General features: G+C 63.6%; 10 protein-coding genes, 1 tRNA gene and 3 riboswitches. Of the genes, 6 read left to right on the top strand and 5 right to left on the bottom strand.

Translation table 11 applies throughout. The features are described 5' to 3' along the window. Nucleotides 1-5: 5 nt before the first annotated feature. Both B0G74_RS20305 and B0G74_RS20300 read right to left on the bottom strand, forming a co-directional pair. Nucleotides 6-1,421 (bottom strand): DUF1254 domain-containing protein, encoded by a 1,416-nt coding sequence (locus B0G74_RS20305; protein ID WP_132376557.1) that lies wholly within the window; start codon nt 1,419-1,421, stop codon nt 6-8. A 24-nt stretch (nt 1,422-1,445) separates the two neighbouring features. After that, on the bottom strand, nt 1,446-2,240 hold the full coding sequence (locus B0G74_RS20300) for a hypothetical protein (RefSeq protein WP_132376556.1): 795 nt from the start codon (nt 2,238-2,240) through the stop codon (nt 1,446-1,448). 533 nt (nt 2,241-2,773) lie between these two features. On the opposite strand from B0G74_RS20300, the gene B0G74_RS20295 reads away from it, so the two are divergent. Continuing rightward, nucleotides 2,774-3,841, top strand: coding sequence for an HAD family hydrolase (locus B0G74_RS20295; RefSeq protein WP_132376555.1), 1,068 nt, complete (start codon nt 2,774-2,776; stop codon nt 3,839-3,841). 82 nt (nt 3,842-3,923) lie between these two features. Here the strand turns inward: B0G74_RS20295 and B0G74_RS20290 are convergent, their stop codons facing one another. Further along, nucleotides 3,924-4,934 (bottom strand): sodium:calcium antiporter, encoded by a 1,011-nt coding sequence (locus tag B0G74_RS20290; protein WP_132376554.1) that lies wholly within the window; start codon nt 4,932-4,934, stop codon nt 3,924-3,926. Between the two features lie 100 nt (nt 4,935-5,034). Then, nucleotides 5,035-5,188: riboswitch (yybP-ykoY riboswitch) on the bottom strand. 75 nt (nt 5,189-5,263) lie between these two features. Continuing rightward, nucleotides 5,264-5,339, bottom strand: a tRNA-Arg gene (locus B0G74_RS20285). Between the two features lie 275 nt (nt 5,340-5,614). Between B0G74_RS20285 and B0G74_RS20280 the strand changes: the two genes are divergently transcribed. Beyond that, nucleotides 5,615-6,511, top strand: a complete 897-nt coding sequence (locus B0G74_RS20280; RefSeq protein ID WP_132376553.1) for a c-type cytochrome — start codon at nt 5,615-5,617, stop codon at nt 6,509-6,511. A gap of 171 nt (nt 6,512-6,682) precedes the next feature. On the opposite strand, the gene B0G74_RS20275 is transcribed toward B0G74_RS20280, so the two are convergent. Beyond that, a complete protein-coding gene (locus B0G74_RS20275) occupies nt 6,683-8,773 on the bottom strand; it encodes a UvrD-helicase domain-containing protein (protein WP_132376552.1) in 2,091 nt (696 codons plus the stop codon). A 337-nt stretch (nt 8,774-9,110) separates the two neighbouring features. Here B0G74_RS20275 and B0G74_RS20270 point away from each other — a divergent pair, with 337 nt between their 5' ends. The 4 genes from B0G74_RS20270 to gcvH all read left to right on the top strand — a co-directional run bounded on the left by B0G74_RS20270 (nt 9,111) and on the right by gcvH (nt 12,787). Then, complete coding sequence (locus tag B0G74_RS20270) at nt 9,111-10,160, top strand: oxidoreductase (RefSeq protein ID WP_132376551.1); 1,050 nt, start codon at nt 9,111-9,113, stop codon at nt 10,158-10,160. Between the two features lie 194 nt (nt 10,161-10,354). After that, a complete protein-coding gene (locus B0G74_RS20265) occupies nt 10,355-10,705 on the top strand; it encodes a hypothetical protein (protein ID WP_132376550.1) in 351 nt (116 codons plus the stop codon). 149 nt (nt 10,706-10,854) lie between these two features. Beyond that, nucleotides 10,855-10,956, top strand: a riboswitch (glycine riboswitch). A gap of 33 nt (nt 10,957-10,989) precedes the next feature. Further along, nucleotides 10,990-11,143: riboswitch (glycine riboswitch) on the top strand. Nucleotides 11,144-11,223: 80 nt separating this feature from the next. Continuing rightward, complete coding sequence (gene gcvT / locus B0G74_RS20260) at nt 11,224-12,342, top strand: glycine cleavage system aminomethyltransferase GcvT (protein WP_132376549.1); 1,119 nt, start codon at nt 11,224-11,226, stop codon at nt 12,340-12,342. 64 nt (nt 12,343-12,406) lie between these two features. Next, a complete protein-coding gene (gcvH, locus tag B0G74_RS20255) occupies nt 12,407-12,787 on the top strand; it encodes a glycine cleavage system protein GcvH (RefSeq protein ID WP_012434788.1) in 381 nt (126 codons plus the stop codon). Nucleotides 12,788-12,797: the final 10 nt, after the last annotated feature.

The following is a 12,797-nucleotide window of genomic DNA, read 5'->3' as shown; positions in this document are numbered from 1 at the left end:
GCGCCTCAGCGCTTCTGCAGTGTCGGAAACGCCCAACTGCCGTCGAGCACGGTCTGGTCCAGCCCGTAGATTCGCATGACGAGGTCATACGCACCGACAGGCGCGGGCAGCCAGTTCGACATTTCGTTCGCGCCCGGCGGCGTGTTCTGCACGTAGATATCCAGCGAACCGTCCGCACCGTATTTCAGTCCCTGAGTACGATCACCGACCGAGTAACGGTGAATCGGATTCGCCACCAGATGGCGCGCCGGCAAATCGTAAAGCGTCATCGACCAGAAGAACTTCGCCGGCGGCAGATCTTTTTTGTCAAAGTGCAGGACGTAGGGCTGTGAACCGATCAATTGCTGATGCTCGGCATTCACGCGCGTCCCGACGTACACCGCTTCCTGCTTCGTGTTGCCGTAGATGCCCATCGCCGCGGCGACGGCGCGCGTCGTGTAATCGTCTTTCAGATCGGCGCGGCTGCCGAACAGGTCGAAGGAACTGGTGGTGCGCTTTTCCGCGTCGGCCAATGCGGCTTTGCCGTCGGCGACGCCCGCTTCGAGCGCCGCGCGTGTGTCGGCTGGCAACGCGGCCGGATCGAACGGTGCGCCAGGTGCAATGCCGATCTTCGCGAAGCGTGCCATCAGCTCGCGCTCCGACGGCGCGGGCGGCTGCGTGAACTGCAACAGGAAGTTCAGGTAGGCAATGAAGTCGACCGAGGTCGCCTTCGCTTCGTCCCATTTCGGAAAGCTCAGTTTCGCGGCGGGCGGTGGTGCGGCCGTGTGTTCGAAAGCGGATAACGGCGTGAGCTTGTACTGCTTCTGGATCGCTTGCACGTTCTTGACGTCGCTCGCGCCGTTGAGCGCCGTGCGGCCGAGCGTCAGAATCAGGTCGGTCTCCGAGCGGAACACCTTGTCGATGCCCTTGGGCGTGTCGCCGTGCCAGCTGGGTCCGGCGAACAGATAGTGGCCTGCGCCGTTACCCGTGGTGCGCGAACCGACGTACGCGAAGTTATAGGTAAACAGGTCGATCCACTGGAACACGTAGTAGCGCTCTTTCGGCACCGCCGGCACCGTCAGCACCCACGGTTCGCGGCGCAGATCGAGCCACGCCCACGAGTACGGCGTGTCGTTGTTCGGCGTGACGATTTCCTTGTTCTCGGGACCGTACGGCCGCGAGTAGTTGCGGAATTTGCCGAAGCCGCCCACGTACGAGTTCGAAGTGGGATCGACTGCCTGCTGATAGAGCGTCTTATAGTTGAACAGCATCGGATAGGCGTACAGGAAGGCATCGCGGGCGATGCCGCGCGCTTCGTCCGGGGAAGCGGTTACCGCGGCGGCCGGGGCGCTCGTTTGCGCCGTCGCCGGCACCTGCGGCAACACGGCCAATGCCAATCCGGCGACGCATGCCCGGACTCCCAGGCGCTTCAAAAACGTCATGGCTAAGCTCCCTCGAGTTCTCGTCTATTTGCCAAACGTCATGTTCAGGCCAGCAAAAATCGTGAACTGCGGCACGCCCGCACCGGAATGCGCGATCGAGTATTGCGGTTCGATGAACGCGTTGTAGATCGTCGAACCGCCCTTCCATGCCTTGCCCGCGCCGAGGCCGACGGGGATGTAGTAGCTGCCGTGCTGCAGATCGAACGTCCATATGCCGGTCGAACGGATGTACCAGCCGCCGGGCAGATTGAATATGCCAAAGGGCTGCGCGGTCAGCGATTGCGTGGTGGGCCGGCTGCTTTGTCCGGCGAACGAGTGCTGCCACTGCACGAGCCCGCCGATCAGCCGCGCCCGGGTGGCGCTCACGGCAACAGCGGCAAGACCCGCCTGCCACTTGCCGGTGCCGAGGCTCGGATCGGTCGCGGTCGGCATGGTGACGAGCGGGCCCACGCCGAGCTGCACGTCGCCTTCCGAGAGCAGAAAGATGTCGAACAGATTGAGGTCGCCGAGGCCGGTGTTGTAGCCGCCGCTCGGATCGGGCCGCGTACTGAGCGGCACCGTGCCGCGGAAGATTTGCGGCACGCCGATCAGGCTATTCGGGCCGACCGGCACGGTAGGGCGCAGCAGCAGGTCGTTGGTGTGCGCACTCGCGCCGAATACGCTCGGCGTGTAGTAATTCTGGATGTTGAATGAGGCGGCGAGATTGAGCGGGTTATTGCTTTTATTGGCGTCGTCGGCGGATGCCTGAGCGAAGACCGGCGACGATACGAACGCGGCAGCGCATAATGCCCCCGCCCCAAACACGCAGCTGTAACCCATTATCGAGCCTCGTTTTCTGGCCATTTCTTATAGGCGAGCACCTGCCTTTGCCTGACGCGAAATCATTTCAAAGGGATGGCGTTCGGGTGACTGATTTAAATCGAATTCATCTCGCGCGCGTGGTCGCGCGTCCGGGCAGCCATGCGCAGCCGGACGCGATGTCACGCAAATAACCCGCGTTATGTCGCTTGAACATCTGGAAAGACGGCGCAGCTGGATACACGGCTTGCATGAGCGCTCCTTGAAACGAGAGACGCCGCATCAAACGAAGCATGCGGAAAGAAGAAGATTCACCACGCTGGCATGGTTAGGAATACTAGCAACGATTCTGGAAATTACAGAGATAAATTTGTAACACGGCTGAAAGCCAGATCAATCGGGTCCGACTTCCCCGCTTATTCAATTGGCATTTTTTATAGCGGAACAGGCTCAACCGTGATGTCGAAAAAATCCCACAAGGGCTGCAATAGCCGCTTTGGCCCATTAGACTTGCGCTCGCTTGAATTCGACCCACCGCTTTCGATGAGGCTGTCATGATTCGCACGTTGCACCGGTACTGCATTGCCTTCACAGTTGTCCTGCTTTCCGCTTGCTCCGTGACGCCGCGCCAGGACGCCATGTCGCAGACCGGTGCAGCGACGGCCGCCGGGCTGGCGTCATGGAACGACACGAAGACCAAACGCTCTATCGTCGACTTCGTCACGCTGGTGACGACGCCCGAGTCCAAGGACTTCATCCCGCGCGCCGACCGGATCGCCGTGTTCGATAACGACGGCACGCTGTGGCCGGAGCAACCGGCCTCGGTGCAACTGGTGTTCGCGCTGCAACGTGTGAAGACGGTGGCCGCACGGCATCCGGAATGGAAGCGTCAGGAACCGTTCCGCTCGATCCTCAAAGGCAATCTCAGGAATGTGGCGGCAAGCGGCGACGCCGGTTCGATGCGGGTGTTGGCGGCGGCCCACGCCGGCCTGACGGGCGACCAGTTCGCCGCACTCGTGCACGAATGGTTCGATGCCGCGAGCGACCCGCGCTTCAACCGGCCTTACGCCGATCTCGCGTATCAGCCCATGCTCGAGTTGCTCGCCTATCTGCGCGCGAACGGCTTCAAGACCTATCTGGTGACGGGCGGCGACGTCGAGTTCGTCCGCGACGTGGCTCAGCGCATGTACGGCATTCCGCCCGAGCAGGTGATCGGCAGCACCGTGAAGTATCGCTACGGCCAGAGCAACGGCGCGGTCTCGCTGACGCGCCTCGCGCAAGTCGACACGCTGGTCGACGGCTCGGCCAAGCCGCTTGCCATCGATCGCGTGATCGGCCGGCGTCCGGTGATCGCGTTCGGTAACGCGGACGGCGACGCGCCGATGCTCGAATGGACCTCGGCAGGCGACGGCCCGCGCCTCGCCGCGCTCGTGCATCACACAGACGCGCAACGCGAATACGCGTACGACCGCGCGGCGAAGAGCGGCAAGCTCGACAAAGGTCTGGACGAGGCCGGCGCGAAAGGCTGGCTCGTCGTCGATATGAAAGATGATTGGAAGACCGTGTTCAAGCCTGAAGGCGCGACGACGGCAGCGGCGCCGGCGACGCCCCCGGCGAACTGAGCCTGAAACGCTGAAGGCCACTCGTAAGCAGCCTTCAGCGGTTGTTAGAGTTGTCGCGCAATGTATGGCTTTAGCGCCGCGTCTAGCGACTCAGCGTAATCGCCAGATACGTGGCATAGAGCGCGCCGCAAACCAGCAACGCCCACACCGGCACGCCGCGCTCGCGCACGTTGAGCCGCAGCCACGCCGCCGACGCGAGCGTGATCACGATGCCGGTCACCACTTCGATGCGCGGCACCCACGGCGTCAGCAGAATACCGATCGCTGGCAGCAAGGTGCCTTGGAACACCATCGCGCCGGTGATGTTGCCGAACGCCAGCGTGTCCTTGCCGCGGCGAATCCACAGAATGCTGTTGACCTTCTCGGGCAACTCGGTGGCGATCGGAATGATCAGCAGCGAGAGCAGCAGCGGCGACACCCCAAGCGCCTGCGACACGCCGCGCACACCATGGATGAAGCCTTCCGCGCCCCACACCAGCAGCGCGACGGCCAGCGCCAGTTGCACCACGATGGTCGCGAGATTGGTCGGCACGCCAAGGCGCGCGATCAGCATCTTGCCCGGCGCTTCGGTGCCGTGGCCGGCATCGACCAGATCATTCGATGCGCGGAAGGTCATCACCACATAAGTGACGTACACGCCGACCAGCGCCACGCTGAAGAACGCGCGCACCATCATCTGCTCGTGCGGCACGTACATCGCTGCGGCAGCCAGCACGAACGCGCACAGGAAATAGTTGAGGTCGCGCGTGAAACCCGTACGCTCTGGCGCGACCCAGCCGCGCGCGCCGCGTGAACCGAGAATCGCGAGCGTCATGAGGAAGGTGGAGAGGGTGGAGAGCATCAGCGGCGCGCCGAGAATCGCGCCGACGCCGATCTCCTGATTGACCGCGCTATCCGTCGTGCCGCCGGCGATCGCGAGCAGCGGCACTAGCGTCTCGGGCAACGCTGTGCCGACAGCGGCGAATAGCGAACCCGTTACGCCTTCGGAAATCTTGAGGCGTTCGCCCAGATGCTCGAGCGCATTGGTGAAGAGCTCGGCCGCCACCAGAATGACGACCAGCATGATGCCAAGTTCGAACAGGAGACCAGTCATGCGCGGCGCTCCGCATACACGCAGAAGCAGCGGCGCGGCGGACGGGCAGAAGGGGAGACTGGCAGGGTACGACGTTGTTTCACAGGGCAACTCCGCGGTCGGACGTTGATGACAAACCAATGACGCACCGCCGCCCGTCCGACCAGAACGAGGCAGTGCGACAATGGGCTCGCCAAACCGACCCGGTCGAACGCGCCATGACCCGCAGGCCAAGTATGTTGACGCGCTCTCCTTCAAAGGATGAAGGAAGTCGGGACACGACAAGGCCGCAAAAAAACAAAAGGGCTTAGCGCATTCTGCGTAAGCCCTTGAACGAGATCGACTCTCTATGGTGCGCCCGGCTGGGATCGAACCAGCAACCCCTGCCTTCGGAGGGCAGTACTCTATCCATTGAGCTACGGGCGCTTCAACACGAAAGCGCGGCAACCAGAACGGATGCGACGCCAAAGCGAGACCGAAAGGATACCCGGTTTCGGCCACACCGTCCACCGGACGGCCCCAATCACCGGGTCCGGCGGCTTTCCGACAACCCTCGCGATGCGGGTAAACGCCTGCTGAACACCCCGCCGCGCCCCTCGCCGCCGTCGAAATGTTCCGTCTATAATCGTCCGTGGCTGATTAAAGAACAAGAAGTTGCCGTCACGCTGTACCGCTCACATACCCACGGAGACGAGACAAGCATGAGCGAAGCACCACACGGAGCCCCGATCAAAACCCCCGGACAGCTCGTCGCCGCGATCATCGCCAGTTTTGCGGTACCGATCGTCATCATCGTTCTGCTAGTGATCTACGTCGACAATTCGACGCGCACCGGCGCCGGCACCGACTCTCTCTCCGAAGCCGAGGTCACCGCCCGCATCAAGCCGTTCGCCCAGGTCGACATTCGCGACGCCAACGCGCCGCGCGTCTACAAGAGTGGCGAGGAAGTCTACAAGGCCGTGTGCTCCGCGTGTCACGCGTCGGGTGCGGCAGGCGCGCCGAAATTTACCAATGCCGCCGACTGGGCGCCGCGCATCGCGCAAGGCTTCGACACGCTGCTGCACACTGCCCTCACCGGTAAAGGCGCGATGCCGCCGCGCGGCGGCACCAGCCCGGACGACTACAGCGATTTCGAGATCGCCCGCGCGGTCGCCTATATGGCCAACAATTCGGGCGGAAGCTTCCCTGAACCGGCTCAGCCGGCAGCAGGCGCCGCTGCGGCGTCCGGTGCAGCGGCCGCGGCGCCGGCCGGCGCTTCCGACGCGGGCGCGGCTCAGGCCGCCGCAGCGATGGCCGCCATGGCCAGCGTGCCGCAAGCGGCCGCGCCGGCAGCGGGCGGCACGCAAAGCGCGGACGCGTCGCAAGCCGGCAAGGCGTTGTATCAGCAGGTTTGCCAGGCCTGTCACGCGGCTGGCGTGCTGAACGCGCCGAAGTTCGGCGACAAGGACGCCTGGGCACCGCGTCTGAAAGAGCCAATGGACACGGTCTATAACTACGCGCTGCACGGCAAGGGCGCGATGCCTCCGAAGGGCGGCTCGACTGCCTCCGACGCAGACGTGAAGGCCGCCGTCGACTACATGGTCAGCGCGGTGAAGTAAGACGCACCGCTCGCGGCGTTTGCCGCGTGACAAAAAATCCCTGCACCGTGGCGACGCGGCGCAGGGATTTTTTATATCTCGGCCAACAGACAGGCCTACGAGATTCGCGTTATGCGCCAGGTTGGGCGCTGTCCGCGAGCGGCTGCGCACTCGACGTTTCGAAGCGCCCACTCAAGGCTTCTGCAACAGCGCCTTCAAACTCGCGAGCCGGTCTTTCGGCGACATCGGCGCTTCTTCGGGCGTCGGCGGCGGGGCATCGTCGAGCAGCATTTCGGGGATGAAGCGCGACGGCTCGCACACCACCGTTTCACGCGCACGCTTGCGCTTCTTGCACCAGTTCAGATGCAGGCTGCGTTGCGCACGCGTGATCGCCACGTACATCAGCCGGCGTTCTTCTTCGATGCGCGCGTCGTCGATCGGCTCGTCGTCCGGACCGCCGCGATGCGGCATGATGCCTTCCTCGACGCCCACCAGAAACACGTGCGGATACTCCAAACCCTTCGACGCATGCACCGTCGAGAGCCGCACCGCGTCGGGATCTTCCTCGCGGCCTTCGAGCATCGACATCAGCGCCACGGTCTGGATCAGGCCGAGCAGACTCTTGCCGGTGTCGCCGAGACCGTCGGCGGTGTCGTAGCCGGTGGCTTCGTCGTTCGCCGCGCCCGCGGGCTCGGCCTTGGTGCCTTTGCGCTTGAGCCACTCCATGAACTCCAGCACGTTTTGCCACTTGGCCTGCGCCTGGCGTTCGTCGAACGCATCGTACAGATAGGCTTCGTAGTGGATCGCATCCATTAGTTCGTCGAGGAGCGTGCCGGCGGCATCCTTCTCGGCGCGATCAGTGAGGCGCTGCATGAAGTCGCAGAACACGCGCATGGGTTCGATCTGCCGTGGCGACAGACGCGCCTCGATGCCGCCCATGTACACGGCCTCGAATAGCGACACCTTGGCCTGGCCCGCGAACGAGCCGAGCGCCTCGAGCGTCGTATTGCCGACGCCGCGCCGCGGTGTGGTGATCGCGCGGATGAACGCGGGGTCGTCGTTCGCGTTGGCGATCAAGCGCAGATAAGCGCAGATGTCCTTGATCTCGGTTTTGTCGAAGAACGATTGGCCGCCGGACAGCACATACGGAATCCGCTCGCGCCGCAACACCTGCTCGAAAATGCGCGCCTGGAAATTGCCACGGTACAGGATCGCGTAGTCGCGGAAATTCGCGCGCCGCTCGAACTTGTGTGCCGACAGGCGAAACACCACGGACTCGGCCTCGTGCTCTTCGTCGTTGCACGGCGTGACGGTGATCGTGTCGCCCATGCCGTGTTCGGACCACAGCTTCTTTTCGAACAACTTCGGATTGTTCGCGATCACGTTGTTCGCGGCGGTCAGAATGCGCACCGTCGACCGATAGTTCTGCTCCAGCTTGATCAGATGCAGCTTCGGAAAATCCTTGCTGAGCTGGCCGAGATTCTCTAGCGTCGCGCCGCGCCAGCCGTAGATCGCCTGATCGTCGTCGCCAACCGCCGTGAACGCCGCGCGCTTGCCGGCCAGCAGTTTCACCAGTTCGTACTGGCAGGCATTGGTGTCCTGATACTCGTCGATCAGCAGATAGCGCAATTTGTTCTGCCAGCGGTCGCGCACCTGCTCGTTCTTTTCGAAGAGTTCGGCGGGTAGACGGATCAGGTCGTCGAAATCGACCGCCTGATACGCATGCAGCGTCGCCACGTAATTGCGGTAGACGATCGCGGCCTGATGTTCGTCCTCGTTCGCGGCGATCGCGATCGCCTGCTCGGGCATGATCATGCCGTTCTTCCACAGCGAGATGATCGACTGGATCTTGCGGATAAAGCCCTTGTCCGTCGAGCCGACCTGCTCCTGGATCATGCCGAAGCAGTCGTCCGAATCCATGATCGAGAACTGCGGCTTCAGGCCGACGTGCTCCGCTTCCTGCCGCAGAATCTGCACGCCGAGCGAGTGGAAAGTGCAGACCGTCAACTGATTGACGGGTACTTTGCGGCCTTCCTTGCCGGGCGTGGTCAGCGTCTTGCCTTCGAGCAGCTTGCCCACGCGCTCGCGCATTTCCAATGCGGCCTTGTTCGTGAACGTGACAGCGGCGATGTGACGTGGCTCGAAGCCCTTGGCCTCGATCAGGTGCGCGATCTTCTGCGTGATCACACGCGTCTTGCCGCTGCCTGCGCCGGCGAGCACGAGACACGGACCGTCAAGATAACGGACCGCTTCATTTTGAGCGGGGTTCAGGCCTGCGGACATCGTCTGTGGATGGGTGATGCGGTTGAAAGCGGCGGTTGAGGGCGTAGCGGCGCGGCGACTGCCGGCCGAAGGCCCGGGGGCATGCTGCGCGGCCCCGGCGGCTGGAACGGGCGCCCTGCGCGGTGCGAGGGTGTTCCGGCCCGCTGCGGTTCGCGCGAGAGGAGCGATGTTAACACGGATGCATGCACCGGATGCCCGCCTCATAAAAGCAATATCCAATCAACATGCGCCGAGCCGACGACGCTGCCGGTCCACCTTCAGGACATGCCACAATTGCGGTGTTGCGCGCCGTCGCCGCGGTGGCAAAGCGGCGCGCCGATTTTGCAGGAAGACAAGCATGTCCGCATCGCTGAAGATTGGATTGATGGGTTACGGTTTCGCCGGCGCGACCTTCCATGCGCCGGTGATCGAGCACTGCGGCCGCGCGAGCGTCGCGGCCATTGCCACGAGCCAACCCGAGCGCGCGCTCGCCGACTATCCGCACACAAAGGTGGTGGCCGACCTCGACGCGCTGCTGGCGCTCGAAGAAATCGACTGCATCGTGATCGCCACGCCGAACGATACGCACTTCGACCTGGCGCGCCGCACGCTGGAAGCGGGCAAGCACGTGGTGGTCGACAAACCGGTCACGCTGAACGCCGCCGACGCCCACACGCTGGCCAACATCGCGCTCGCCCGGAGCAAACTCTTCATACCGTTTCACAACCGTCGCTGGGACGGCGATTTTCTGACCGTGCGCGACCTGCTCGCGAGCGGCGAATTGGGACGGATCACGCAATACGAATCGCATTTCGACCGTTTCCGGCCTGAGGTGCGGCAGCGTTGGCGCGAGGAAGCGTCGCGCGGCGGCGGCTTGCTGCTGGACCTCGGGCCGCATCTGATCGACCAGACGCTGGCCCTGTTCGGCGCGCCGCAAACCGTGTCGGCCACCGTGCGCACGCATCGCGACGACGCCGGCGCACCCGACTACGTGCATATCCAGCTCGGCTACGGTGAGTTCGAAGTGGTGCTGCACGCCAGCGCGTTGACGGCACTGGTCGCGCCGCGCTTCACCATCCACGGCACGCGCGGCAGCTATATGAAATACGGCCTCGATACGCAGGAAGATCAGTTGAAGGCGGGCCTGCGGCCGGGCGACGAGGGTTTCGGCGCCGGCAATGCCGCCGGTGTGCTGCGCGTGCAGGAAGGCGATCAGGAGGTCGAGCGCGAGTTGCCGACGCGCAATGGCGACTACACCGGGTTCTACATCGCGGTGGCCGACGCCATCCAGCACGGCGTGAAATTCCCCGTCAGCGCGCAGGACGCCGTCGACGTAATGACGGTTATCGAGCTTGCCGCCCGCAGTTCGGAAGAAGGCGTCCGGCTGCCGTTTGAGCGGATTCGCTGACGGTTTGGCCTGCGTGTCGAAACGGCTTGTGTACCTAAAGCAGCACTCGCCGCCCCGCCGCGCGGGCCAAACCCTGACAAGCTCGAAAGGAACATAACGTTACAAATAAGGCCGCGCTGCCGGTCAGCGCGGCCCGGCAGTCATCCGTTGCGACCGGGTAGCACCACACAACGACAATGACTTCCGGAGAGTCCATGCCCCGTACTATCCGCGCGCTCGCCGCGTGCGCCTTGCTCAGTTCCCTCGCCGCCTGTGTGGTGGCGCCTCAACCCCAGCCGGCGCCTCGTCCCAACCCGCAACAGATCGCGGATCAGCGCCTGCGTCAGGTCGACGGCCGCATCGACAATCTCAGCCGCCGGATCGACAACCGCGTGAATCAGGGCTATTACCCGCCGCCCCAAGGCGGCGCGCTGCACCATCGCCTCGACGTGATCCGTCAGGAAGCGCACGACATGGCCGCGCAACATGGCGGCGGCCTCTCCAGCGACGAACAGCGCGTGCTGAATCAGGAACTGGACAACGCGGCGCACGCCATCGGCGAATAGTCGCGCCACGCGTCAGGTCAGGCACCAAAAGCGGCACGAGCGCGGCATCACGTCCCGCGCTTTTTTTGACAGGCGCGAGAGCGGTGCGTCAACCGCCGCGCCGCTCGCGGGCCTTTATTTGACAAGCCCCCGGCCCTCGCGTACATTCGCCGCACGCGTCGGGAGAGCGCGCTGGCCGCTGAAAATCGCAGGCCGCGCCGCCGAAGGGGCACACCCGCAAACTCTCAGGCAAAAGGACCGACCGCGTCGAAAAACCCGCGTCCAGGCAACATCGAGGCACTCGTTTTTCGCACTCTGGAGAGCGGCAGTAGCCGTCTGCATCGTTTAATCGAGCAGATTCTGGCAAGCTGCCCACCGAAGGGGCGCGCGTTTCACCGTGGCACGTCAACGTGATCACGGTGGCGCAATCTCTCAGGTATCGAGGACAGAGGGGTCATGCAGGACCACGCTCGCAGCCAGAAGGCCGCGAGGCGTAGCGCCGCATGGCCTTTTTTGTTTCGCGAGATGCCCGAGGCCCCATGACCGAACTCAAACACACCCCGCTCCACGCCACCCACCGTGCGCTCAATGCCCGCATGGTCGATTTCGGCGGCTGGGACATGCCTGTCAATTACGGCTCGCAAATCGACGAACACCGCGCCGTGCGCACCGACGCCGGCATGTTCGACGTCTCGCACATGTGCGTCGTCGATTTCACCGGCGAGCGCGTGCGCGCCTTCTTCGAATACGCGCTGGCGAACAATGTCGCCAAACTGCAAACGCCCGGCCGCGCACTGTACTCCTGCCTGCTGAACGCGAATGGCGGCGTGATCGACGATCTGATCGTCTATTACTTCGGCGAAGATCACTTCCGCGTGGTCGTGAACGCTGGCACCGCTGATAAAGACATCGCCTGGTTCGGCCAGCTCAACGCCGAAGGCGGCTTCGGCCTGACCGTCACGCCGCGCCGCGACTACGCGATCGTCGCCGTGCAAGGCCCGAACGCCCGCGAAAAAGTCTGGCAAACCGTGCCGGCCGCGCGCGCCGCCACGGAAGCCTTGAAGCCCTTCAACGCCGCTCGCATCGAAAACACGCCGTTCGGCGAATTGACCGTCGCCCGCACCGGCTACACCGGCGAAGACGGCTTCGAAATCATCGTGCCGGCGGATCACGTCGAAGCGCTGTGGAACGCATTGCAAGCCCAAGGCGTGCGCCCGGCCGGTCTCGGCGCGCGCGACACGCTGCGCCTCGAAGCCGGCATGAACCTGTACGGCCAGGATATGGACGACAACGTCTCGCCGCTCGACGCCGGCCTCGCCTGGACGGTCGACCTCACCTCGCCGCGCGACTTCGTCGGCAAAGGCAAGCTGGAAGCGGACGGTTCGCAGGCCGCGTTCGTCGGCCTGATTCTGCTGAAGGACAACGGCAAGGCGGCAGGCGTGCTGCGTGCTCATCAGAAAGTCGTCACGCCGCAGGGCGAAGGCGAAATCACCAGCGGCACGTTTTCCCCGACCATGCAGGAATCGATCGCCTTCGCGCGCGTGCCGAAGGGCGTGCAGCCAGGCGACACCGTGCACGTTCAGATTCGTGACAAAAACGTTCCTGCAAGCGTGGTAAAACTGCCGTTCGTGCGCAATGGCAAAGTGCTCGCGGTTTAAGCAACCGGCGCGTTCGTCCACTTTTTTCAAGTCACTACCGAATCACACCGCATAGGAGCATCCGATGAGCATCCCGGCCGATCTGAAATACACCGAATCGCACGAATGGGTCCGCACCGAAGCGGACGGCACGCTGACGGTCGGCATTACCGACCACGCGCAGGAAGCGCTCGGCGACATCGTCTTCTTCGAAGTCCAGGAACTGGGCAAGACCGTCACGGCAGGCGACACCGTCGCCGTGATCGAATCGGTGAAAGCCGCTTCCGATATCTACGCGCCGGTTTCGGGCGAAATCATCGAAGCGAACACCGCCGTGGCCGACACGCCTGATTCGGTCAACAGCACGCCGTACGAAAGCTGGCTCTTCAAGATCAAGCCGGCTGCGGACGCCACGCAGGACCGTCTGATCGACGCCGACGCGTACACCAAGTCAATCGGCGCCTGATTCACCTTTA

Source organism: Paraburkholderia sp. BL9I2N2 (assembly GCF_004339745.1).
In the GTDB taxonomy this organism is placed as follows: domain Bacteria; phylum Pseudomonadota; class Gammaproteobacteria; order Burkholderiales; family Burkholderiaceae; genus Paraburkholderia.
The sequence above is the reverse complement of the archived record's forward strand: the minus strand, read 5'-3'. Positions and strand labels throughout refer to the sequence as shown.